The sequence below is a fragment of the Streptomyces sp. NPDC091209 genome (assembly GCF_044757755.1).
Taxonomy (GTDB): Bacteria; Actinomycetota; Actinomycetes; order Streptomycetales; family Streptomycetaceae; genus Streptomyces.
Window position 1 is genome coordinate 90,828 of record NZ_JBIVVR010000018.1, and the last position, 21,489, is coordinate 112,316.

Genomic DNA, 21,489 nt, shown 5'->3' on the forward strand with positions numbered 1-21,489 from the left:
ACCTCCACCGGACCCCCGGCATCGGGCCGGGGGTGCCCCTTGAAGGGGATCTTGTCGGTGAGGCTGTTGATGCCGCGGCCGACGCCGGCCCGGCCGATCGCGCCGACGCCGAGTTTCGAAGCCGAGTTGGCGATCTCGCCGGCAGCGACCTCGTTTGGGTCACCGCCCTGGTGGATGCCGACGCCGATCTTCGCTCCGAGGGTGGCGCCCTCTTCGATGATGCTGCCCAGTTGGTCCGATGCCTGCTTGCCGAGGGAGTCGCCGATCGAAGGCTCCTCGGTGTCGCCGAACTGACCGCTCGGATTGCCCCGTGCCTTGCCGACGGCGCCCACCGCGCCCTTGAAGATCGCTCCGGCCACAGCGCCCGCTGCGGCTCCGGCGAACACGCCTTCAGCCGTGACCTTGTCGTGGTTGGCGGCCTTGGCAAGTGCTTCCTGTGCGGAGTCGCCGAGGAACTTTCCCACGACCTCTGTTGCGGTCTTGCCCACGGGATGGCTGAGGAAGCCTCCGACGACCTTGTTGTTGGTGAGGGACTCGCCGATCTTCGCGATGGTGCCGGTGGTCTGCTTGATCAGGCCGGAGTTCTTCACCGCGGACACGAGGGCGGGGCTGATCGCCTCGGCTGCCCGACCGCCCAGCTTGAGCAGCGAGCCGCCGGGGATGATGCCCAGCAGGCCGGTGATGAAGTCGCCAACTTTGATCCCGCCCGTTTGGCTGGCCACGACTTGGTTGAAGACGAACAGCAGTCCGCCCAGCAGGGCGCCGACCACTGGGAAGAACACGGCCACCACCGCGATGAGCAGGGACAGCAGGATCTGCACGAACGGGAAGTCCTTGAAGAAGTCGCCGATCTTCTGGAAGACGTTCCGCTCCGGGATCGCCTCCTCCGCCGCCCGGTCCAGCACCTCGGCGCACCGACGCTGCGCGCTCTCGCGCAGTGTTCTCGCCTGCTCCGCGAGACTTCTGGCCGCGCTCAACTCGGCCTGGCCCGTGTCGATGGCGTCCTGGGTCGCTCGCGCCTGTGCCCGTTCGTCGTCGGTCGGGGTCGCGCTCAGCTGCTTCGGGGTCTGGTTCGCCTGCGGTGCGGCGGCCCGCGCCCGGTCCACGGCCTGGTCGAAGGAGCCCTGCGCCTCCAACAGCCGCGGTATGTACTCGTTGTAGGCCTGGGCCGCGTCGTGGTACGACGTCCTCGTCTTGGTCAGCTTGTCCGGCAGATCGTCACCGATCTTCGAATTGAGCTGGTCCATCGCGTCACCGGAGCCCTTGGATATGGCTCCGTCCTTCTTCACGACGTTGAACGCCCTCTCGGCGGCGTCGCCGATGTCTTGGTAGCGCTTGACGATGCCCTGGATGAGTTCCGGGTCGCCGGGCGTCGGGTCAGAGTCCATGCCCAGGAGCCGGAAGTCCTCTGGACTCGAGTGCCGACGTGCCATGGCGATCCCCCCGGTCCTGTGCGTGTGGCGTGCGATCCCGAGGTACACGGCACCGGGCTCACGAAGGGTTCAATGAATTTCGCGTCCGCGTCGAACGTTTCTGCCCGGCGGCCCCGTGTAGTCGGTGCAAGCAACGACGGACGACAGGGTGGACACGATGAGCAACGGCGCGGGCCGAGTGCCCGAGCACCGGGCGAGAACTGCCGCGGGGCACCGCATCCCGCAGACGCTGTTGTACGCCCTGACAGCTCTGCTGGCGGCGTGCCTTGTCGTCCTCGGCACAACCCGCTCCGCCGAGGCGGCGCCGTCCGCCGACGATCTCATCAAGGTGTTCGTGGTCCAGGACCCCGCGCAGACCGGCGGGCAGCTCGCCACCCTGCAGTCGATCGCCGCCGCGACGCTGGGCGGCGCGGGACGGGCCGACGAGATCTTCGAACTCAACCGCGGGCAGGCACAGAAGGACGGGGCCGTCCTCAACAGCCTCGGCGACCAACTGCATCCGGGCTGGATCCTGCGCCTGCCGCAGGACGCGTCCGGCCCCGGCGTTCAACTGGCCAGAGACACCGGAGGCGGAAACAGCGCCTCCGCTCCCCCGGCCTCGGGGACGGCCTCGTCGGGGACGGGCGATGCGCAGTCCACAGTGCTCACCATCCCCCTGACCGCGGCGGTCGCGCTGTTCGGTGCGGTCCTGCTCGCCCTGATCACCGCGGGCATCGTGGGCCGTCGTAAGGTGCGGGCCGCATCCGGCGCCGTCGGGCGGGGGGTCCGCGCGCTCGGCGCGCCCATACGCCGGCGCCGGCGGCTGGCGCAGCGGCAGGAGACGAGTCGCCGCTTCGAGGCGGACGGCGATTCGGTGCAGCGGGCCTACAACACCCTCGGCGAGTTCGCGGGGACGGACCGGGAACCGGAGAAGCCGGTGCACGCGCTCAGCGTGGACGACGCCGGTGTGACGGTGTGGCTGTCCGCCTCCGATGCTGCCGACGCCCCGTGGGCGAGCGTCGACAGCACTCGCTGGCGTCGTACCGCCGGTGCACCTGGTCTCCGGGCGGCGGGCGGCGATGACGGCGTGACCTCACGGTCCGCACTCACCACCGCGTGCCTGGTCCGGGCGGGCACGGACGAGGCGGACCGGCCCGTGTTCGTGGACCTCAGCCGCCTGGACGGCGTCCTGAGTGTCAGCGGCGATCGGGGCGTTGCCCGTGACGTCGTGCAGAACCTGCTGGCGGAGATCGCCCGCTCTCGGCCGAACATGCCGGTGACGGTGCTGCGCGGCTCGGCCGACGCGCCGCCGCTCGCCGTGCCGCCGAACCTCCGGCAGATGCCGCAGGCCGCCACATCCTCGGTGACGAAGCCGTTCGCGTCGCACGGCACGGTGCGCGCGGCCGCGTCACGCCGACCTGTGCGAGGGCTGGTGGTGGTGTCGGGCACGCCGGGTCCGCAGGAGGAGGCCGAACTGGCCGCTCTGTGCAGTGTGGGCTGGACGGGGCTTGTCTGCGGCGAGACGCAGGAGGCCCACTGGCGCTGGTACACCGACGGTGAAGGCCGCGTCGGCATCCCGGTGCTGGACTTGCGGTTGACGGTTCCGGCCTGAGTTCCGTGCCTGACGCTGCCGGAGGGATCCTGTGGTTCTTCCGGCAGCTGCTCTACATCGATGTACGGACTCGGCCGTGACCGCAACGAACGGAGGCCCGCTCCACAGGCACCAGCACTGCCCGGGGAGCGGGCCCTCCTTCACCTTCCGCCGAGAGGGAAGAAAGGAAGAGAACCCGGCACGCTGGGGCCAAGATGCCGGGTCCCGTCCTGCTCACGGGTCTTGCCCCCAGGGCGAAAGCGGGAGCGCGAGGTCTGCGGGCGGCAGTCCGTGCGCATCGGCATCGCTGCCCACTCGTGTCCCGGCGTCGTCCAGCGGTACGGCGACGGGTTTTCTCGTCACGCCGGAGGGGTCGTCGGTGTGGCGGCCCGCAGCGCCCCAAGTCTCCGCGGGGGAGCAAAGAGTCGGAGAACGCTACGGGGAACTGACTCGCACGATCAGCTGCTCCGCCTGTCCCCCCGACCGGCGTCTCCACTCGCTGCCGATCGGGCGGGCTCATGGAGCCTCGCAGCGGAACAGCCGCACCGGCAAAGCCGGGTCGGTGGATCTTGCCCTCTGATGCCGTGCATGACCGGTCAGGCAAGCGGGGCCCTCAATGAGGGGCAGTCAGGCCGGCAGTCGGCCAGGTGACTCGCGGGTCAAGGCCCTCGTCTACGTCGACGCATTCGCGCCGGACAAGGGCGAGAGCCTCGCCGAGCTGGTGTCGAGGCCGGAGCCCGACCGGATCCCGCCGTTGCCTGTCCAGACGCTGACCTACCCGAAGCCCGACGGTTCCCAGGGGATCGATCTCTGTCTGGATCCGGCGCAGTACCCGAGCGTCTTCCTGGACAACCGGCTACCCAGGGCGCAGGCGGACGCCATGGCCGCTGAGCAACGACCGGTTCACCGAGGAGATCATCAAGGTTGCCCGGAAGAAGAAGATTCCTTCGTGACATCTGGTCGTCAAGAACGACCGGGCAATCGGTCCCGGATCTCGAGCGCTTCACGGCCGCCCGGGCGCACGGCCGCACCGTCGAGGTGAACGCCCCGCACCTGGCGATGGTGACCGACCCGAAGCCGGTGACGGCCTTGATCGAGCGCGCCGTGCGGGCCACGCACTGAGCGCCGAGCACGGTCGGTGGTCCCCCGGTGGGCCGGCTACGGATGATGTCGTCCGTAGCCGACCGGTCCGCTTTGCTGCTGCGCCTTCCCGTGCAACGGGCGTCGTCCGGCGCCGCCCCGGGGGCGCGGGATGCCGCGGAGGTTTCCGCCGGGCGACGGTTTCAGGGAATCTTGTCTGTGATTGTGCATCTCACAGGCCCGCGCGAACGTCCCCGGAATCGTCGTCCCCAAGTCCGGTCACTGGATCCGGGAGGCGCAGCCCGCCTACATGATCAATCACTTCGAGAGCTTCCTCGGCATCTGACCGGCGCCCCCACCACGCGGTGCCACGGCCGGACCGGATCACTCCGACCGTGGCACCGCCCCCTACCCCTACGCGGCAGGCCCCATAGTTGATTGACTACTCCATAAAGCGCGCTACCCTGTCGGCATGGCTCGCACCAGGGAGTTCGACATCGACCAGGCGGTCGACCGCGCCATGGACCTGTTCTGGCGCCGCGGCTACGCAGAGACGTCACTGCCGGACCTGCTGAAGGAGCTGTCGATCGGCAGCGGCAGCTTCTACGCGGCCTTCGGCTCCAAGGAACAGCTCTATCTCCGCTCCCTCGAGCGCTACACCACTCTCCAGGGCAGCGGCCTGGAGAAGATCTTCGAGGAGACCGCCGAGCTCAGGCCCGCGGTCCGCCTGATGCTCGCCTCCATGATCGAGGCGGACCTGGCCGAGCCCACGCGCGGCTGTCTGGTGGTCAATGCCTCCACGCAGTGCGGCGACCAGCCCGCGGCGGCCGAGCGCGTCAACACCGCGATCCGGCAGATCGAGTCCTTCCTGGCCGACGCCCTCGAACGGGCACAGGTGCGGGGCGAACTTCCTCCCGAGAAGGACCCGCGGGAGCTGGCCCGGTTCTTGACCACGTTCATCCAAGGCATCCGCATCGTCGGCCAGGCCCGCATGGGACGGCAGTTCGTCGAAGACGCCCTGACCGCCGCGCTGCGAGTACTGGACTGAGCACCGCACCAGCGCCTGCGCTCCACCGCGCCTCCGCCCCAGGCTCGGCCTATCACAATTTTGTATCGATCACTCCAGAAAGGACCCGTTCCTCACCTCGCCCGTGTCCGCCAACATCACGGGAACACAGAACGGCGGCGGCCGGACGAAGACTCTCTGGCCCCACCCCGGCGGGGGCCTCACGCCGAGGCATCACGACACACGCTCCGTGACGCCACGAAGGCACGAGCCGGTACGTCGGCCGCGCGCCCACAACCTCCGCCAAGCGGCGTGAGGCGCGCGAGAGGTCTGCCCGTTCGGGCACGCGCGACCGACCGATCGCGCAAGAGGGCACCACAGACGGCCGGACCGGGAACGCCTACGGCTCCCCCGGTGTCATACGACATGGCGCCTGACATCCGTCCGGCCCCACTCGCTCGAATCGCCCCTCCAAGGCGGCACCTTCACAGCAGCCGCCCAGACAGGCACGCTCTAAAAAATGTTTATGCTTCAACTTCCAGAATCAAGTGGAGAACACAACATGTCGGTCGACGACCCGATCACCCCCGAGCCGCTCCTCCAGCTCGGCCTGGGCTTCATGGCCTCCAAGACCCTTCTGAGCGCGGTGGAGCTGGGAGTCTTCACCGTGCTGGCCCAGGGCGGCCGCGACCGCGCCTCTCTCGCCGCCAAGGTGGGCCTGCACTCCCGGTCCGCCGCGGACTTCCTCGATTCGCTCGTGTCGCTCGGGGTGCTGACCCGTGACGAGGCCGGCGCCTACGCCAACACCCCCGCCGCGGACCTCTTCCTGGACCGCGCCAAGTCGTCGTACGTCGGCGGAATCCTGGAGATGGCCAACGCCCGTCTCTTCGGCTTCTGGAACAACCTCACCGACGCCCTGAAGACCGGCGCCCTCCAGAACGAGGTCGCCCACAGCGGCGCCCCGTTCTTCGCCACCCTCAGCCAGGACCCGGTCGCCTGGCGCAACTTCCTCAACGGCATGAACGGCGTCAGCACCCCGCTGGCCGGCGCCCTCGCGGCCGACTTCGACTGGACCGGCCGCCGCCACGTCATCGACCTCGGCGGAGCCCTCGGCGCCGTCCCGGCCGCCGTGCTGCGCAGCAACCCGGACATCACCGGCGCCGTCTTCGAACTCCCCCCCCGTCCAGCCCGTGTTCGAGGAGTTCGTCGCCGCACACGGCCTGGCCGACCGCCTCGCCTTCCACGGCGGCGACTTCTTCGCCGACCCGCTACCCGAGGCCGACGTCTACGTCATGGGCCAGATCCTCCACGACTGGAACCTGGAGCAGCGCCTGTTCCTGCTCCAGAAGGCCTACGATGCCCTGCCCGAGGGCGGCACCCTGATCGTCTACGACGCCATGATCGACGACGAGCGCCGCCAGAACTCCTACGGCCTGCTGCTGTCGCTGAACATGCTCATCGACACCGAGGGCGGCTCCGAATACACCGTCGCCGACGCCACCCAGTGGCTCCAGTCGGTCGGCTTCGCCAAGGTGGAGGCACACCACCTCATCGGCGGCTACTCCGCCGTGTACGCCACCAAGTGAGCGCAATGACCGGCACCTTGCGGTGATACGGGGTATGGGGAGCCGCTCGGCCGGGCCACTCCCCATACCTTCCGCCGGGCCGTGGGCGACTCATGCCCTGCCGCGGCGGACCGCCTTACCTTCGGAGGCGAGGCCGTGAGCGCGCCGTGAGTACGGCACTCCGGCCGCTGGCAGCCCGGCGCGGAGCGCCCGGCGAACGAGAACGCCAGCACCGCTCCGACGACGAGCGCCCCCGCGCAGATCGGCATGGCCTTGCGGCACGACGCGTTGAAGGCATCCTCGTTCTGATAGGCGTCCGAGCCCATCCCGGTCAGCACGGGCAGCGCCGCCATCGCGATCAGACCCGCCCGCGACACGTCGACAGACCCGAGCACGCCCCCGCGAACACCGGCCGGCACCCTGCCGACAACCGCTCGGCCTCGCCCTCGGCGGGCCGCCGAGTCCCCACCGACTGTCAGGGCGCCCGCTCGGCCTTCGCCAAGACGGGCCCCGGCCCCTGAGGGTATGTCAACTTAACCGCTGATCTTGGTTGTTGAGTGGTCAGTTATCGCTCGGTGTCAGACGGCCCTCGAAAGCGATCTGGAACGCGTTGAGAGGGGCTTTCCCATGCATGGTCCACCGCTTGCGGCCCTTCCGGTCTGGTCCAGTCTCATCAGTGCGATGTAGATGCACTTGAGGACGGCGGCTTCGTTGGGGAAGCGCCCACGGGCACGAACAGCCCTGCGGATGCGGGCGTTGACGCTCTCGATCGCGTTGGTGCTGCAGATGACCCTGCGGATCTCGACGTCGAAGGAGAGGAAGGGCACGAACTCGGCCCAGGCGTCCGACCACAGCTTCACGATCGCCGGATACTTCCGGCCCCGCACTTCCTGGAACTCCAGGAACCGCTCCGTCGCCGCGTCCTCGCTGGGCAGTTCCGTATGCGGGCAGAGCCCAACGACGACATGGTCGGCACCGGCGACGGGCCGCTCGACATGACCATCACCTTCCTCGACATCAATCAGCTGTGACCATCAAAGCGCCGCCGCCGTTGGACGAGCACACCGTCACCGTTCCGGCCACCGAGGCCACCGCGCTGATCGTCCCGACCCTGGCCGGATCCCTGACCGCAGTCCTTGACCAGCGAAGTTCTGGCCGGGCGGATCGAGGAACTCCTGGAGGCCCAGCCTCTTTCGAAGGTCCTGACGTCCATGCCGGGAATCGGCGTCAGGACCGGAGCCAGGATCCTGATCGAGGTCGGTGATGGCAGCACCTTCCGGGGGCGAGGGCCGTCCGAGCGTCCCTGGCCCCGCAGGCGGCGGCCGGCAGCGTGTCGGCCGCCGCCTGGCGGAAGGGATTCAGGTTCCCGTGCGTAAGTGGGGTGGCGTCAATTGGATGCGCTGCCCGAGACCCACTTGCTCCACGGCATGTTCCAGTCGCTGAGGCCGTTGTCCGGGGCCACCGTGGACTTGCCTCCGGAGTTCTTGACGATCACGACGTCACCGGTCATCGAGTGGTCGAAGAACCACGCGGCGGGCTGCTTGCCGTCGTCTGCGTTCCTGACGTCCTTCAGGCCCACGCAGCCGTGGCTGGTGTTGACCTTGCCGAAGACGGAGTCGGCACCCCAGTAGTTGCCGTGGATGAACGTGCCCGAGTCGGTCAGACGCATGGCGTGCGGTACGGCCTTGATGTCGTATGAAGGCTTGCCGTTCTTCTCCGTGAGGCCGACGGTCGCACCGTTCATGTGGATGTGCCTGAACTTCTCCGAAATGACCATCCGACCGTTGTACGTCGGGTGCTCAAGGCTGCCGGACGAGATCGGGATGGTCTTGATCGTCTTGCCGTCCCGTACGACGGTCATCTGCTTCGTCCTGGCGTCCACGGTGCTGATCTGGCTTCGGCCGATCTTGAACGTGGCCGTCTTCTGGATGCCGTGCAATCTGACCTTGACGGTGATGGTGGAGCCGGGCTTCCAGTAGTGCTCGGGACGGAAGTCCAGGCGGCTGTTGTTGAGCCAATGACCGACAACCTGCTCGCCACTGCTGGCGCTGACCTGGATCTTCGACGCCACGGCGGCCTTGTCGCCGATCGCCTTGTCGAAGGTGAAGGACACCGGCATACCCACACCGACGGTCGAGCCGTCCTCAGGGGAGAGGTGCCCGAGGAAGTCGTTGGCCGGGGAGACCGTGGAGATCGCGGCGTTCACGATGGCGGAGCGCCCCTGTGCGTCCTCGGCCTCTGCGGCAACCTGATATCTGGTGGCCCGCTCCAGCGGGCCGTTCGGCTTCCAGGACGTGCCGTCCGCGGAGGCGGTGCCCGGAATCTCGGTACCCGTCGCGACGGCGGTCATGGTGACCTTGGTGAGCCTGCCGTTGCTGACAGTGACCTTTACGGGGTCGTTGATCCCGACGCCGTGGACTCCTTGCCCAGGCGTGATGTCTATTCGGGCGTCGGAAGCGTCTTGGACGCCCGCCTGGGGCGTCTGTGCCTGCGTTCCCGGGTGAGCCCCGGTGTCGTTGGTGGCGGCGTAGCTGGTGCCGCCCAGCGCCGTGAGTGCGAGTGCGCCGGCCGTAGCCATCAGCCCGACGTGTCGCTTGCGTACGGTGATCAAACGCTTCTCCCATGCCGCTGGTCATCGAATCCCTGGAGCTGGTTACCGGAAGGGGTAATCGGCCCCAAGGAAGCATTTTTACGCTTTAGTCCGTTTCAGGGGTCGGTTTGTGGCGGGTTTCACGCGTAATGGCCCTACCTGTCGGCGATCCCGGAGAGCCATGCCGTGCGCTCCGGGCCGGGCGCTTCGCGGCCGGGTGCGGCGAGCCGGCGGACCTCGCCCGCGCCCAGGGCGATCGTGGCGCGCGGCTGCATCGATCCATGGCCCCTGCGCGAGAGCAGGACGAGTTCCCAGACGGTCGCCGTCAGGCGTCGAGCCGGGTGGCGCAGTCGGTGCTGACGCGCCGCGGATCCCCGGCCCGACCCAGGGACGGATGCGGAGCGAAGTTCCTGGCGGACCCGCGACAGAGCGGGAACCGCTGCTGCAGCACGTGGTGCAGGTCCTCCCACGGCGCCTTGCCGGGCACCGCCGGATCGAGCGACAGGGCGGGGTAAGCCCCGCGGCGGAAGGTCCGCACCCCGTCCAGCCGGGCGGCGAAGACCGGCGTCCCGGCCGTCGCTGCGCCGTCGCACCTCCTCCAGGGTGCCGTGCGGCCCGGCGCCCGCGCGTGTTTCCGTGACGTTAAACGTGATGTTGAATACGGAAACAATTTTGACATGAACACTTCCATCAAGTGATTGCCTGTTGTACCAAATGAGGGCCAGCTTTCCCGCTCAGGGAGGTCCTGTGAGACGCGTCAAATTGAGATCCACCCTTGTCGCCTTCGGTCTCGCGATGATGTTCGGCCTGCTGCTGGCCGGTCCGGCGAACGCCGCCGGACCGGCCTACGTCGCGCTGGGTGACTCGTACTCGGCCGGCAACGGCGCAGGGAACTACGACAGTTCGAGCGGAGACTGCCACCGCAGCCTCAGTGCCTACCCCTACCTGTGGAAAAACGCCCACGCCCCGTCATCGTTCGCCGACACCTCCTGTTCCGGCGCGGTCACTACGGACGTGACGAACAGCCAGCTCTCCCCGCTGAACTCCTCCACCGGCCTCGTCTCTCTCACCATCGGCGGCAACGACGCCGGGTTCTCGGACGTCATGACCACCTGCGTGACCGGCTCGGACACCGGCTGCGTCAACCGCGTGAACACGGCCGAGAGCTATGCCCAGAACACGCTCCCCGCCCGCCTCGACGCCACCTACGACGCCATCCGCGCCAAGGCGCCCAACGCCAAGGTGGTCGTGCTCGGCTACCCGCACATGTATACGCTCAACGTCGCCTGTGTCGGCCTCAGCGCCACCAAGCACAGCAAGATCGACGAGGCTTCGGACGTCATCGACAGCGTCATCGCCGCCCGTGCCGCCGCCCACGGCTTCGTCTTCGGAGACGTCCGCACCGCGTTCGGCGGCCATGAGCTGTGCTCCAGCGACAGCTGGCTGCATTCCCTGGTGATCTCGCCGAGCTGGGAGTCGTACCACCCCACCGCCACCGGCCACGCCAGTGGCTACTACCCCGTCCTCAACGCCAACAGCTGACCTGCCCTGGGGGCGAGCCGGCCTGGCTCGCCCCCAGACCTACCTCTGATCTTGCGAGAGTGCCCCGGCCTTCAGGCCGGGGGTGAATCGCATCTCTGGACTGCTCTAACCTCGGCCGTGGGCACGGGTCCGCACTATCCACCCGCGCCCACGGATACCCGCGCTCAGTCCGGACGCTTCTGCTGTGTGATGTAGTCCTTGACCACCTGGAGCGGAGCGCCGCCGCATGGGCCGGCGAAGTACGAGGGTGACCAGAACCGACCGTGCATGATCGCCTGGTTGACCCGGCCGGTGAACTCCGCGCACAGGCGGCGTGAGGAGACGCCTTTGAGGCTGTTGACCAGGCTGGCCAGGGCGACCTTCGGCGGGTAGTGGACGAGCAGGTGGACGTGGTCCGTTTCGCCGTTGAACTCCTTCAGCTCCGCGTCGAAGTCCTTACACACCTTGCGCATGACCTCTTCGCAGCGCGTCAGCATCTCGTCGTTCATGACGCCGCGCCGGTACTTGGTGGCGAACACCAAAGTGTGAGTGCAGGTTGTAGACGACTGTTCGACCCGTGCGGATATCGGGGTTTGGTTCCCATCGTGGCGACATGGGCCAACGCTAAGGTGGCCGCTGTGCAGCTCCGGTACTCGTTCCGCGTGTATCCGAGCGCCGGTCAGCGCATGGCGAGGGCGTTCGGGTGTGCGCGGGTCGTCTTCAACGACGCGCTGCGCGTGCGCGAGGAGGCCCGCGCCGCGGGGGCGCCGTTCGTCACCTCGGCGGAACTGTCCAAGAACCTGACGGCCTTGAAGAAGACGCCGGAACGGGCCTGGCTCGGCGAGGTCTCGGCGGTGATCCTCCAGCAGTCCCTGCGCGACCTGGACACCGCGTACCGGAACTTCTTCGACGGCCTCAAGGGCAAGCGCCCGCGCATGGGCGTGCCACGTTTCAAATCGAAGCGGGACAACCGGCACTCGATCCGCTTCACCGCCAACGCCTCGTGGCGGATCACGCCAGGCGGGAAACTGAGACTGCCGAAGGTCGGCGACGTTCCCGTGCGCTGGTCCCGGACGCTGCCGTCCACCCCGTCCACCGTGACCGTCGTCAAGGACGCGGCCGGCCGGTACTTCGCGAGCTTCGTCATCGAGACGGACGCCTGCGAGGTACTGCCCGAGACGACACCAGAGATCGGCATCGACCTCGGCCTCGGGCACTTCGCCGTCCTCTCCGACGGCCGGAAGATCGACAGCCCCCGCTTCCTGCGCCGGGCCGAGAAGCGCCTGAAGAAGATGCAGCGGGACCTGTCCCGCAAACAGAAGGGCTCCAACAACCGTGGCAAGGCCCGGCTGAAGGTCGCCCGCGCACACGCGCAGGTCACCGACGCACGCCGCGAGTTCCACCACCGGCTCTCCACCCGGCTGATCCGCGAGAACCAAGCGATCGCCGTCGAGGACCTGTGTGTCAAAGGACTCGCCCGCACGCGTCTGGCCAAATCCGTCCATGACGCGAAGATGGTCCGCGTTCGTGACCATGCTGGAGTACAAAGCCGCCCGGTACGGACGCACCCTCGTGAAGATCGGCCGGTTCGAACCGACCTCCCAGGTGTGCTCCGCATGTGGCGTCAAGGACGGACCCAAACCGCTGAACGTCCGGGAGTGGACGTGTTCGGCGTGCGGGACCGTCCTCGACCGGGACGTCAACGCGGCGGTCAACATCGCCAAGGCCGCCGGACTGGCGGCGTCAGCCTGTGGAGCGCAGGTAAGACCGGCACCCGTGCCCGCACAGCGCAGCGAAACAGGAACCCACCAAGAGCAACCCACCGCGTCACCGCGGTGGGAGCAGATGGGAATCCCGGGCCTTCAGGCCCGGGAGGATGTCAAGTCATCAAACGTCCGGCCGGACCAAACTCCTGGTCGGACGGTGGAGCGGCCGCACCAGCATCCTCGACCCCCACAAGCCCTACCTCCCCCAGCGGTGGGCCGAGGGCTGCACCGTCGCCCGTCGCCTGTCGCCTGTCGCCTGTCGCCTGTCGCCTGTTCGAAGAAATACGCGAGCACGGCTACACCGGCGGCGGGAAGGTCGTGAAGAAATACGTGGCCCGGCTCCACGAGCCTTCCCCCTCGATCCGCCACGCAAGGCACCGTCGGTGCGGGACGTGACCGGCTGGCTCACCCGCCACCCCGAACGTCTCGCCATCGACCAGGCCCAGCGACTCAGAGCGATCCTGGCCCGCCGCCCTGCACGCGACCGCACCGCCGACCACGTCTGCGCGTTCGCCGAACTCATGCACAACCGTCAGGGCCGGGACCTGGACCAATGGATCACCGGCGTCCAGGCCGACGACCTACCTGCCCTGCACACCCTCATCACCGGCCTCGGCCAAGACCTCGACGCCGTCGTCGCCGGCCTCAGCCTGCCTAACAGCTCCGACGCCGTCGAAGGCCACAACAACAAGATCAAGATGGCGAAGCACCAGATGTTCGGCCGCGCCAACTTCGACCTGCTCCGCAAACGGGTCCTCCTCGCCCCGCGAGCCCGTTCATGATCGCGATTTCGGTGACCCTCCGTGGCCCCGGCACTGATAGGCCTCTGCCGGGGATCTTGGATGGTGGGTTTTCGGTTGTCCTCGGTAGCGGAGTGGCGCATGCCGTGTCCGTGGGCGACTCGTTGATGGTGCTGCCCTCGACTCCGGAGCGGACCGCGTGGCGCGGGTCTTCCAGCCGGGGGTCTGCTGCTCGGCGCGGACGCACAGGTGCAGGTCGCGGGGTTTTCGTTGGGGAAAGCCCACGTTCCGGGCGCCTTCGCGGGTGGTGGTGCAGCGGGTGCGGACCGGACACGGCCGGCACTGGCCTTGGGTGAACTTGGCGACGATCAGGACGCGGCCCACCCGGATCTTGCCGACCCCCGCGTCCTTACGGGCGAGCAGGTCCCTGAGGGGCACGGTTGTCGAGTTCACCGCGTGGTGGGTGAGTGCGCGTGCCGCAGGCGTGGTGCCGGCGGCAGGGTGGTGGGCGCGCCCGTCTCCGGTGCGGCGCGGAACGCCTCGATCACGTAGGCGGCGAAGCGGCGGGAGGCCGTGAGCCGGGCCGGGAGGGGTGCGTGCTGGAGGCCCTGGTGCGCGGTGAGCATGAGGATCAGGTCGTCGACGATGAAGCCGGGGCGGAGCTCGCCGGTCTCCTGGGCACGGCGGGCCAGTTCGGCGATCGCGCGGATGGTCCGCTCGCGGTCGGCGGTGAAGTCCATGGACTCGGGGAAGGCCGTCATGAAAGCGTCGGCGAATCCGCGGCTGTGTGCGTGGAGTTCGCAGATCCGCTCGATCAGACTCTGGAATCCGTGCCAGGGGTCCGCGTCCGTGAGGGCGTCGCGGACGGCCGCGTGACAGGCTCGGCGCTGCTCGGTGAAGGTCTGCGCGATCAGTGCCTGCTTGGTCGGGAAGTGCCGGTACAGCGTCGCGGGGGCGAGGTCCGCGTGCCGGGCGATGTCGCGCATGGGTGCGCTCAGACCCTCCTCGCCGAACACCGAGCGGGCGGCGTCCAGGATGCGGGCCCGATTGTCGCGGGCGTCGGAGCGCACGGTCTGAGGCAAGTGGCCGGCCATCGTCTCTCACTTCAGTCGGACGGACGGGGGCGTCCGTTACGGTCCGATGGCGGTGCCGCCGCCCCGCCCCGGAGATCCGCCGGTGGCCCCGACGGTGGGGCCGATTCGATACCCACGGTCGCAGCAGTTGTGTCCGTCCGTCCACCGACCCGAGGAGCAGAGATGAAAGCCGTCGTCATCAGGACGTTCGGAGACCCTGAGGGCCTGGAGGTCATCGATGTCCCCGTGCCGGTTCCTGCTCCGGGGCAGGTGCGGATCGCCACGGAGGCGATCGGTGTGGGCGGTGTGGACGCCGTGATCCGCCGGGGAACGCTCGCCGCCTACGGCTTCCGGGCGGGCCATCTCCTCGGCAGCGAGGTCGCGGGAAGCGTCACCGCGGTGGGAGAGGGCGTGGACGCCTCGTGGATCGGGCAGCGAGTTTGGGCGTTCACCGGCCTGTCCGGTGGGTATGCCGAGCAGGCCGTCGCCTCGGTCGATGATGTGCTGCCGCTGCCCCAGGGCCTGACCGGCACCGACGCGGTCGCCCTCGGCGGCTCCGGCGTGGTCGCCCACTTCGCCCTGGAGCGAGCCCGTTTCGCACCCCGGGAGACGGTGCTCGTGCGCGGTGCGGCGGGCAGCATCGGGATCACGGCGGTCCAGCTCGCAGCCAGGAACGGCGCGGGCTCGGTGGCGGTCACCACCTCATCGGCCGAGCGTGGTGCCCGCCTGAAGGAGCTGGGCGCCACGCATGTCCTGGACCGCTCCGGTGAGGGCGGCCAGGACGCACCGGCGGGCTTCGACGTGGTGATCGATGTCGTGGGGGGTCCCCAGCTTCCCCTCTTCCTGGACAGGTTGAACTCCAACGGGCGGTACGTGGCAGTCGGTGTGGTCGGTGGGCAGCCGCCGGCGGACTTCGGCATGCGGCTGATGGACGCCTTCCGCAGATCGCTGTCGTTCGCCACCTTCAGCTCCGACGCCGTGCCCGGCCCCGACCGGCAGGCCGTGCGGTCGTCCCAGTTCGCCGATGCCGCGGTCGGGGACCTGCGCACGATGGTGCACGAGGTACTGGCCTTGGACCAGGCGGCGCTGGCCCACCGCAAGATGGACGCGGGAGAGGTGTTCGGGAGGGTCGTGCTGGTGCCCTGAGCGGGGCGGAGACGGCGTTCGCTGCTTCGGGCAACAAAAAATGGGGCCACTCGGGCGCACGGGGTGTTCCGTCGCATGGCATGGAGCCCGCCCGGCGACGCTCCGTGGGTTGTCGTACGGACCGCTGCAGCCCTTCGCCAGGGAGTGACGCCACCGTGGGCACGCCGGCTTTTTTCACCCTTGCGGGCTGATCCCCCGTACCGCCAGGGCGAGCAGTCGGTTCGCTTCGGCGGCAGGGTCCGGATGATGCTCCGTGGCGAGTGCGAGGCCCGTGACCAGTGAGACCAGGTCGGCGGTGGTCACCTCTGGTGCCACCGCGCCGGCCCGTGCGGCGCGGTGCAGCAGTGGATCGACCGCGCCGCCGAGGCGCACCGCGCAGGCATTGACGTGGTCCGCGTCGTCCGTCGCGGCCTGGACCAGCGCATCGGCCATGCCGCGTGCGGTAGTTGCGTACGTGGTGAGCGCGCTCAGCCAGTCCAGCAGCGCGGCGCGGGGGTCGTCCGCATCGGCGAGATCGACGGCACGGGCGCAGAGGGCGTCGATCCGGTGGCTGAACACGGCCTCCAGCAGGGCCCGGCGGCTGGGGAAGTGGCGGCGCACGGTGGCCGATCCGACTCCGGCGGTGCGAGCGATCTGCTCCAGGGAGGCGTCGGCGCCGTGCGCCGCGACCTCCTCCTCCGCCACGGCGAGGATCCGTGCGTAGTTGCGCCGGGCGTCCGCGCGCTGGACCGTCATGGCGTCTCCGTGCTTGCTAAGTGGCGGGGCCCTCCGTATCGTACTCGAGGTAAATGGCGGCCCCCGCCGTTTGTATCAGGATGCGATCCGAGGAGCAGCATGAGCACCCACTCCGCCCCTGTTCTGGTCGTCGGCGCCACCGGTCAACAAGGTGGTGCCACTGCTCGCGCCCTGCTCACCGCGGGGATTCCCGTTCGGGCTCTGGTCCGCAACCCCTCGACCGCCCGGGCCAAGGCCGTCGAGGCGCTGGGCGCCGAGCTGGTCACCGGCGACCTCGACGACCGCGGCTCCGTGAGCCGGGCCGCCGCGGGAGTGCGCGCCGTCTTCTCCGTACAGATGCCCGACATGGATGGCCGCGGTTTCGAGGGCGAGGTCGCGCAGGCCGGCAACCTGATCGACGGCGCGCTGGCCGCCGGGGTCCCGCAGTTCGTGCACACCTCCGTCTCCGGTGCGGGGCAGCACGTCGGCCGACTCAAGGGCCGGTGGGCCTGGATGGAGCCGTACTACACCGCCAAGGCAGGGATCCAGGACCGGGTCCGCGAGGCGGGCTTCACGCACTGGACGCTCATCAAGCCGGGCTTCTTCATGGAGAACTTCCGCCCCCGCGCGCAGATCATGTTCCCCCGCGGCGTCGAGGGCGGCCTGGTAAGCCTGCTGAAGCCCGCGACCCGGCTGTCCCTGATCGCCGTCGACGACATCGGCACGGCAGCCGCCGCGGCCATCGCCGCGCCCGAGCGATTCGACAGGATCGAGCTCGAACTGGCCGGCGACTTCCTGACCATGACAGACATCGCCGCTATCCTCTCCCGAACCCTGGGCACCGAGCTGCCCGCGCCCGACATGACCGCAGACGAGGCGACCGCTGCCGGGATGCCCGGCATGGGCTTCGCACAGGCCCGCATCAACGAAGAATCCCAGCCCGCCCGCCCCGAGTTCGCACGAGATCTGGGTCTGCCCCTCACCACCTTCGAGACCTGGGCACGAGACCACCTCGGGGACACCAGGTGACACCGATCCGCGCTGGGTGGGAGACCTGCCCCCAGCCGACGCCCCGGCCCGGCCGTATCAGGAGGAGTGCGCTCCGAACCGCCCGAGGCCACCCCCACGGACAGGAGCGGCTGCACCAAGTTCGGGGCCAGATACGGGAAATCCCCGCGCCGCGCGTGCACCACCATGGCGCCGACCAGAGTGCGCGCCCACTCTGACGGGGTGGGCTGTGGCACAGAAGGGCGGAACTACCGCCGCCAGGGCATCGGTCGCGGCTGGGCTCGCTCCGCGTCGCGGTCTTGGTCAGCCTTGTCCGGGATGGTGCAACGGATCCCGCGGCGGCGCAGGCAGGCGCGGTTCTTGCGGGGGGCGTACGCCTTGTCAGCGCGCACGCGATGGGGGCGGACGCGCGGCCGGCCAGGCCCGATGCGGGGCACGCGGACCTTCTCCAGCAGGGGTTCGAACTGCCGCGAGTCCCCGCGCTGTCCTGCCGTGACCACGATCGACGTGGGCTTTCGGCGCCGCTCGACGGCCAGGTGCAGCTTGGTGGTGAACCCGCCACCCGGGCGTCCCAGCCCGTCATCACCGGGCTCCATGAACACGCCACCCGGTACTTCCTTCTGTAGATCACCCTGCTTCCGGGCCCCAGCCGCATGCTGATGGACGCGGCACACCGTCGAGTCAGCGCTCAGGTCCCACGTAATCGCACCCTTCGGCAGCACCGGTTCCAGCGCCGCCCGCTGCTCGTCTGTGAGATCTCCCCGCCCCATGAACCGAGATCATTCATCGCTCAAGATCCATTTTCGATACACGGCCTGGGACCCCTTACAGTCCGGGAGCAGCGAATCCGTTGAGGGCCCACAGCGCGCCGGTGTACCACAGCACTCCGACGGCGCAGACGAGGACGCTGCCGGTGACCGGGAGCATCCAGCCCGGCAGGCGACGGCTGCGGACCACGAGCACCTTGGCGACGAACGCGCCGTACAGCACACAGCCGGCAACGGAGTGCAGGAAGACTCGCGTGCTTGTGGTCTCCACCCCGTAGGTGCGGACGCAGTGGTACGCGATGGGCAGCGACAGCAGGAAGGCGATCCACCCCAGCACGCGGTGTCCGGCACGCACCGGGCGAGGCGCGGCCGCGAGGCCGGGAAGGCGGTGGTACATCCACAGAGCCAGCAGGAGCTGGACGAGCGCAAGGCCGAACAGAGCGCTGCCCAGACGGGCCTTGAGGTCGACCGCGTCGGTGCCGTGGGCGCCGAACAGTCCCATCCCGTACTGGGGGCTGTGATGCCGCCCCGTCACCCAGATCGCCACCGCCACGGCCACGGCGGCGCCCACAACCAGCGCGACGGCACCCCCGGCGGAGCGCCGCCCGGGAGCACGGTGTTCTTCGGTCATCGTCGCGTCCGCTGCTCGGTCACGAATACGGCGGCGGTCAGCTCAGATCCACTTTTTGGCCGCTGGTGTTGAGCACGTACCAGGCGGCGCCGAACTGGTTGAGGCCTTGGCCGTTGGTGTCACCCGGCTTGGAGTCTCCGGCGTACCCGTACAGCGGATGCCCGTTGTAGGTGACCTGCATCTTGCCGTCGGACCGCTTCGTCGTCCCCAGCAGTGCCGACTTGGCCGAGCCGCTCGACGTCGGGTTGCCGGACGTCAGCAGCGGTGGCCACGCCGCGGCGCACGAATCGTTGCAGGTCGACTGCGTCGACTTGTCCGCCTCGAACAGGTACAGGGTGTTGCCCTTCGCGTCGACCAGGATCGTGCCGAGCTTGCCCGCCGTGGCGGTCATGACCGCGGCCTGAGCGCCGGCCGAGGCACTGCTCGCCGCTGCGGACGGGCTTTGAGTGTTTCCGGACGCACTGCTGGTGGCCCCGTTCGACGGCGTCGCCGACGACGAGGACGACGACGAACCACCACCGCTGGAGCAGCCACTGGTGCCGACGGCGAGCACCATAGCGGCAGCGGTCCAGGCAACAACAGTCAGGCGGGTGCGCCTCATCACAGCTCCACAGCATCGGTAGTGCCCAGGACGGCTGACCAGCGCACTGGTGCCATGCTCCGCGCAACTCCCGGCCTCCGTGCTCCACGGCGCCGCAGCACCTGGAGATTTCGCCCAGATGGATGACCCCGGCACCACCCGATCCGGCGCGGCCGCCCAAGCAGGCGGGCGCCGAGCGAGCCTGGTACTGCGCGCACGTGCCGCTGCGCGCGGACCGGTCTCCGGCCTAGGCTTGCGGTGGGAGCCGTGGAGCGGACGGTGGCGTGGCTGGTCGGGTGCCGCCGCCTGCACCGCCCTTACGGGCGCAAGGCGGAACACTTCCTGGCCTTCGCCGGGATCGGCGCAGCGTTCGCGCTGGGCATCGGTGGCACAGGAGTCGCCGACGCCAGGATTCAGCCGGTGGACACCCGGCGCACGAACAGCGGCGGCAACCAGCCCGGCGGTCAGCAGCCGAGTTGGACAGGCTGAGGGCTCACGCAGGAGACCGAGAGCGGGAATCCCGCGGGCCAGGCCCGGCCAGGACAGAACTGATCACAGCGCGAGAGGACGATTCTGCGTGGCGGCGGGCCGCACCGGCCCGCCGCTTCCAGCGCCGGGAGCGTTGCGTGCTGTTCGCGGCCGCCGATCGGGTCCGCCGCGAAATCTCCCTGGAATGGATATAACAGCCGAGGTGCGCCGAAAGACCCGGAAAACCCGGGCCGAGAGGCCCGCAGACTGGGGACCATCTCCTGTGATAAAACGCCGGTGCGGCGCATAGCGTCGTTACCGTGCCAATGACAATTCCCGCGACCATTGCCGAATCCACTGATCTAGCCGTCAAGAAATCCCGGCTTGTCCGCTCGCCGGCCCGTTATCTGGTCTCCGCGATGCTCGCCGGCATCTACATCGGCGTCGGCGAGATTCTGCTGCTCAGCGTTGCGGGGCCGTTGGAGGCAGGCCATTCGGGCGCCGTCAGGCTGGTGGAGGGCGCGGTGTTCCCCATCGCCCTGCTGCTGGTTCTGTTCGCCGGTGCCGATCTGTTCACGAGCCAGTGCATGACCATGACGTTCGGCGTGCTCAGCCGCCGAACCAGCTGGGCGGACCTGGCGCGGATCTGGGTGATGTCGCTGCTCGGCAACCTGGCGGGCGCCGTGGTCTTCGCCTTGTTCATAGGCATGGCCGGGACTCTCAAGTCCGGACCCTCTTCCAGCCTGCTGGGCTCTCTGCTGGCGGCGAAGGAAGCCGAGCCGGGCGGACAGCTGTTCGCACGCGCCGTCCTCTGCAACATGCTGGTGTGCCTGGCCGTGTGGATGTTCACCCGGGTCTCGGGCGACGGCGCGAAGGCCACCATGGTGTGGTGGCCGGTGTTCGCCTTCGTCGCCAGCGGATTCGAGCACAGCATCGCCAACATGGCGCTGTTCTCGCTCGGCATCGTCAACGGTCAGGCGGAGGTCGCCGACCTCGCCCGCAACCTCGCCTTCACCGTTCCGGGCAACATCGTGGGCGGAGCGGTGCTGGTCGCCGCCGCGTACTGGTTCGCGAACGACGGCGGCCGTACGGCCGTCACCAAGGCGCCCGTCGAACCGTCCGTCCCGGCCCAGGACACCACCCCCCGCACCTCCGCTACGGTCTGACCCCCGGTCTCTGAACGGCGCCACGACATCACTGTCGTTGGCGCCGTTCCGTTTCCCACTCCCCCGTCAACAGCGTTCGCAGCGCGGCGAAGGGCATGCTGTCACCGACCGATGGGCACAAAAGCAACCGATCGGCTGCGCTGCCGAGCGATCGCCATACGAGCCAGGCGGTCGCTCGGCAGCGCAGCGCGTATCGAGTACCTCACCGAGACCGAAGCCCGCCTCCGGAGTGAGCCGGTCCCGGTCGCTCAGGGTGAAGGAGACGCTGCCGGATGACCACGAGTTGTCCTTGGTCCAGCCGTAAAGGGCGTACGTGGTCTTGGTGGTGAGCGGATGGAGAGATCTGGTCGCGGTCCAGCCGGCGGCAGGAGAATCGAGGGTCCAGGTGGCGAGACCGGGCTTGAGGGGGTGGGCGGCGGTCCACGAACCGACCGTGACCGTCTTGTCGACGTCGTCGCTGTCCACGTAGAGGGTCGCGCCATCGATCTGATGTCCGCAGACCATCATGACGCCGAGCAGATGGCCGTCGCCGGTCACGGAGATGCCGGCGACGGCATCGACGGGAACCGTGCATCCTGAGGTCGTGGCCAAGGCCACGCCGGCCGCGGCTGCACCGATGAAGCGACGGAACACCAGCCGTGAAGCGCGGTCGACCACATGATTAG

Annotated in this window: 21 protein-coding genes and 4 pseudogenes; 13 read left to right on the forward strand and 12 right to left on the reverse strand. The window is 68.9% G+C overall.

What is annotated here, in order from left to right:
* Positions 1-1,388, reverse strand: a 1,388-nt coding sequence (locus ACIQRL_RS36545; protein WP_401339776.1) for a putative T7SS-secreted protein, incomplete at its 3' end; no start/stop codon positions are given.
* Positions 1,389-1,590: 202 nt separating this feature from the next.
* Here ACIQRL_RS36545 and ACIQRL_RS36550 point away from each other — a divergent pair.
* From ACIQRL_RS36550 to ACIQRL_RS36570, 5 genes and pseudogenes are all read left to right on the forward strand, one after another.
* Positions 1,591-3,024, forward strand: coding sequence for a hypothetical protein (locus tag ACIQRL_RS36550; RefSeq protein WP_401339779.1), 1,434 nt, complete (start codon positions 1,591-1,593; stop codon positions 3,022-3,024).
* 1,282 nt (positions 3,025-4,306) lie between these two features.
* Complete coding sequence (locus ACIQRL_RS36555) at positions 4,307-4,429, forward strand: hypothetical protein (protein WP_401339782.1); 123 nt, start codon at positions 4,307-4,309, stop codon at positions 4,427-4,429.
* A 126-nt stretch (positions 4,430-4,555) separates the two neighbouring features.
* Positions 4,556-5,131 (forward strand): TetR/AcrR family transcriptional regulator, encoded by a 576-nt coding sequence (locus ACIQRL_RS36560; protein ID WP_401339784.1) that lies wholly within the window; start codon positions 4,556-4,558, stop codon positions 5,129-5,131.
* Between the two features lie 577 nt (positions 5,132-5,708).
* Positions 5,709-6,206, forward strand: a pseudogene (locus ACIQRL_RS36565) (methyltransferase dimerization domain-containing protein); the annotation flags it as partial.
* Between the two features lie 73 nt (positions 6,207-6,279).
* Positions 6,280-6,675, forward strand: a complete 396-nt coding sequence (locus ACIQRL_RS36570; RefSeq protein ID WP_401339787.1) for a methyltransferase — start codon at positions 6,280-6,282, stop codon at positions 6,673-6,675.
* A 540-nt stretch (positions 6,676-7,215) separates the two neighbouring features.
* On the opposite strand, the pseudogene ACIQRL_RS36575 reads toward ACIQRL_RS36570, so the two are convergent.
* Positions 7,216-7,592: pseudogene (locus ACIQRL_RS36575) on the reverse strand (transposase); the annotation flags it as partial.
* A gap of 273 nt (positions 7,593-7,865) precedes the next feature.
* On the opposite strand from ACIQRL_RS36575, the gene ACIQRL_RS36580 reads away from it, so the two are divergent.
* Positions 7,866-8,030: a hypothetical protein gene (locus tag ACIQRL_RS36580; protein WP_401339943.1), complete on the forward strand. Its 165-nt coding sequence runs from the start codon at positions 7,866-7,868 to the stop codon at positions 8,028-8,030.
* A gap of 11 nt (positions 8,031-8,041) precedes the next feature.
* Here ACIQRL_RS36580 and ACIQRL_RS36585 read toward each other — a convergent pair whose 3' ends face one another.
* Positions 8,042-9,265, reverse strand: coding sequence for an Ig-like domain-containing protein (locus tag ACIQRL_RS36585; RefSeq protein ID WP_401339789.1), 1,224 nt, complete (start codon positions 9,263-9,265; stop codon positions 8,042-8,044).
* A 304-nt stretch (positions 9,266-9,569) separates the two neighbouring features.
* Positions 9,570-9,935: a 2'-5' RNA ligase family protein gene (locus ACIQRL_RS36590; RefSeq protein WP_401339791.1), complete on the reverse strand. Its 366-nt coding sequence runs from the start codon at positions 9,933-9,935 to the stop codon at positions 9,570-9,572.
* Positions 9,936-10,039: 104 nt separating this feature from the next.
* Between ACIQRL_RS36590 and ACIQRL_RS36595 the strand changes: the two genes are divergently transcribed.
* Positions 10,040-10,786, forward strand: a complete 747-nt coding sequence (locus ACIQRL_RS36595) for an SGNH/GDSL hydrolase family protein (protein WP_401339945.1) — start codon at positions 10,040-10,042, stop codon at positions 10,784-10,786.
* A gap of 164 nt (positions 10,787-10,950) precedes the next feature.
* On the opposite strand, the pseudogene tnpA reads toward ACIQRL_RS36595, so the two are convergent.
* Positions 10,951-11,380: pseudogene (tnpA, locus tag ACIQRL_RS36600) on the reverse strand (IS200/IS605 family transposase).
* Between the two features lie 23 nt (positions 11,381-11,403).
* Between tnpA and ACIQRL_RS36605 the strand changes: the two are divergent.
* Positions 11,404-12,628 (forward strand): annotated as a pseudogene (locus ACIQRL_RS36605) (RNA-guided endonuclease InsQ/TnpB family protein); the annotation flags it as partial.
* A 13-nt stretch (positions 12,629-12,641) separates the two neighbouring features.
* Positions 12,642-13,313: a transposase gene (locus ACIQRL_RS36610; RefSeq protein WP_401339793.1), complete on the forward strand. Its 672-nt coding sequence runs from the start codon at positions 12,642-12,644 to the stop codon at positions 13,311-13,313.
* On the opposite strand, the gene ACIQRL_RS36615 is transcribed toward ACIQRL_RS36610, so the two are convergent.
* Both ACIQRL_RS36615 and ACIQRL_RS36620 read right to left on the reverse strand, forming a co-directional pair.
* Entirely contained in the window at positions 13,308-13,724 is a 417-nt protein-coding gene (locus ACIQRL_RS36615) for a transposase (protein ID WP_401339795.1), read from the reverse strand. The two genes, ACIQRL_RS36610 and ACIQRL_RS36615, sit on opposite strands and share 6 nt — an antisense overlap.
* Complete coding sequence (locus ACIQRL_RS36620; RefSeq protein WP_401339797.1) at positions 13,721-14,365, reverse strand: TetR/AcrR family transcriptional regulator; 645 nt, start codon at positions 14,363-14,365, stop codon at positions 13,721-13,723. The genes ACIQRL_RS36615 and ACIQRL_RS36620 overlap by 4 nt, the downstream gene beginning before the upstream one ends.
* A gap of 162 nt (positions 14,366-14,527) precedes the next feature.
* On the opposite strand from ACIQRL_RS36620, the gene ACIQRL_RS36625 reads away from it, so the two are divergent.
* Positions 14,528-15,490: a zinc-dependent alcohol dehydrogenase family protein gene (locus tag ACIQRL_RS36625; protein ID WP_401339800.1), complete on the forward strand. Its 963-nt coding sequence runs from the start codon at positions 14,528-14,530 to the stop codon at positions 15,488-15,490.
* Between the two features lie 174 nt (positions 15,491-15,664).
* On the opposite strand, the gene ACIQRL_RS36630 is transcribed toward ACIQRL_RS36625, so the two are convergent.
* The gene (locus ACIQRL_RS36630; protein ID WP_401339802.1) at positions 15,665-16,225 is read right to left on the reverse strand and encodes a TetR/AcrR family transcriptional regulator; all 561 of its coding nucleotides are present in this window, start codon (positions 16,223-16,225) and stop codon (positions 15,665-15,667) included.
* Between the two features lie 99 nt (positions 16,226-16,324).
* Here ACIQRL_RS36630 and ACIQRL_RS36635 point away from each other — a divergent pair, with 99 nt between their 5' ends.
* Positions 16,325-17,233, forward strand: coding sequence for an NmrA/HSCARG family protein (locus ACIQRL_RS36635; protein WP_401339804.1), 909 nt, complete (start codon positions 16,325-16,327; stop codon positions 17,231-17,233).
* A gap of 227 nt (positions 17,234-17,460) precedes the next feature.
* Here the strand turns inward: ACIQRL_RS36635 and ACIQRL_RS36640 are convergent, their stop codons facing one another.
* The 3 genes from ACIQRL_RS36640 to ACIQRL_RS36650 are packed head-to-tail and all read right to left on the reverse strand — an operon-like array spanning position 17,461 to position 19,001.
* On the reverse strand, positions 17,461-17,982 hold the full coding sequence (locus ACIQRL_RS36640; RefSeq protein WP_401339806.1) for a transposase: 522 nt from the start codon (positions 17,980-17,982) through the stop codon (positions 17,461-17,463).
* Between the two features lie 55 nt (positions 17,983-18,037).
* Positions 18,038-18,610: a DUF6529 family protein gene (locus ACIQRL_RS36645; protein WP_401339808.1), complete on the reverse strand. Its 573-nt coding sequence runs from the start codon at positions 18,608-18,610 to the stop codon at positions 18,038-18,040.
* A 37-nt stretch (positions 18,611-18,647) separates the two neighbouring features.
* Positions 18,648-19,001, reverse strand: coding sequence for a hypothetical protein (locus tag ACIQRL_RS36650; protein ID WP_401339809.1), 354 nt, complete (start codon positions 18,999-19,001; stop codon positions 18,648-18,650).
* Between the two features lie 468 nt (positions 19,002-19,469).
* Between ACIQRL_RS36650 and ACIQRL_RS36655 the strand changes: the two genes are divergently transcribed.
* A complete protein-coding gene (locus ACIQRL_RS36655; protein WP_401339811.1) occupies positions 19,470-19,679 on the forward strand; it encodes a hypothetical protein in 210 nt (69 codons plus the stop codon).
* Positions 19,680-19,984: 305 nt separating this feature from the next.
* Positions 19,985-20,824, forward strand: coding sequence for a formate/nitrite transporter family protein (locus ACIQRL_RS36660; RefSeq protein WP_401339813.1), 840 nt, complete (start codon positions 19,985-19,987; stop codon positions 20,822-20,824).
* A 66-nt stretch (positions 20,825-20,890) separates the two neighbouring features.
* Here ACIQRL_RS36660 and ACIQRL_RS36665 read toward each other — a convergent pair whose 3' ends face one another.
* On the reverse strand, positions 20,891-21,481 hold the full coding sequence (locus ACIQRL_RS36665; RefSeq protein WP_401339815.1) for a hypothetical protein: 591 nt from the start codon (positions 21,479-21,481) through the stop codon (positions 20,891-20,893).
* Positions 21,482-21,489 lie beyond the last annotated feature (8 nt).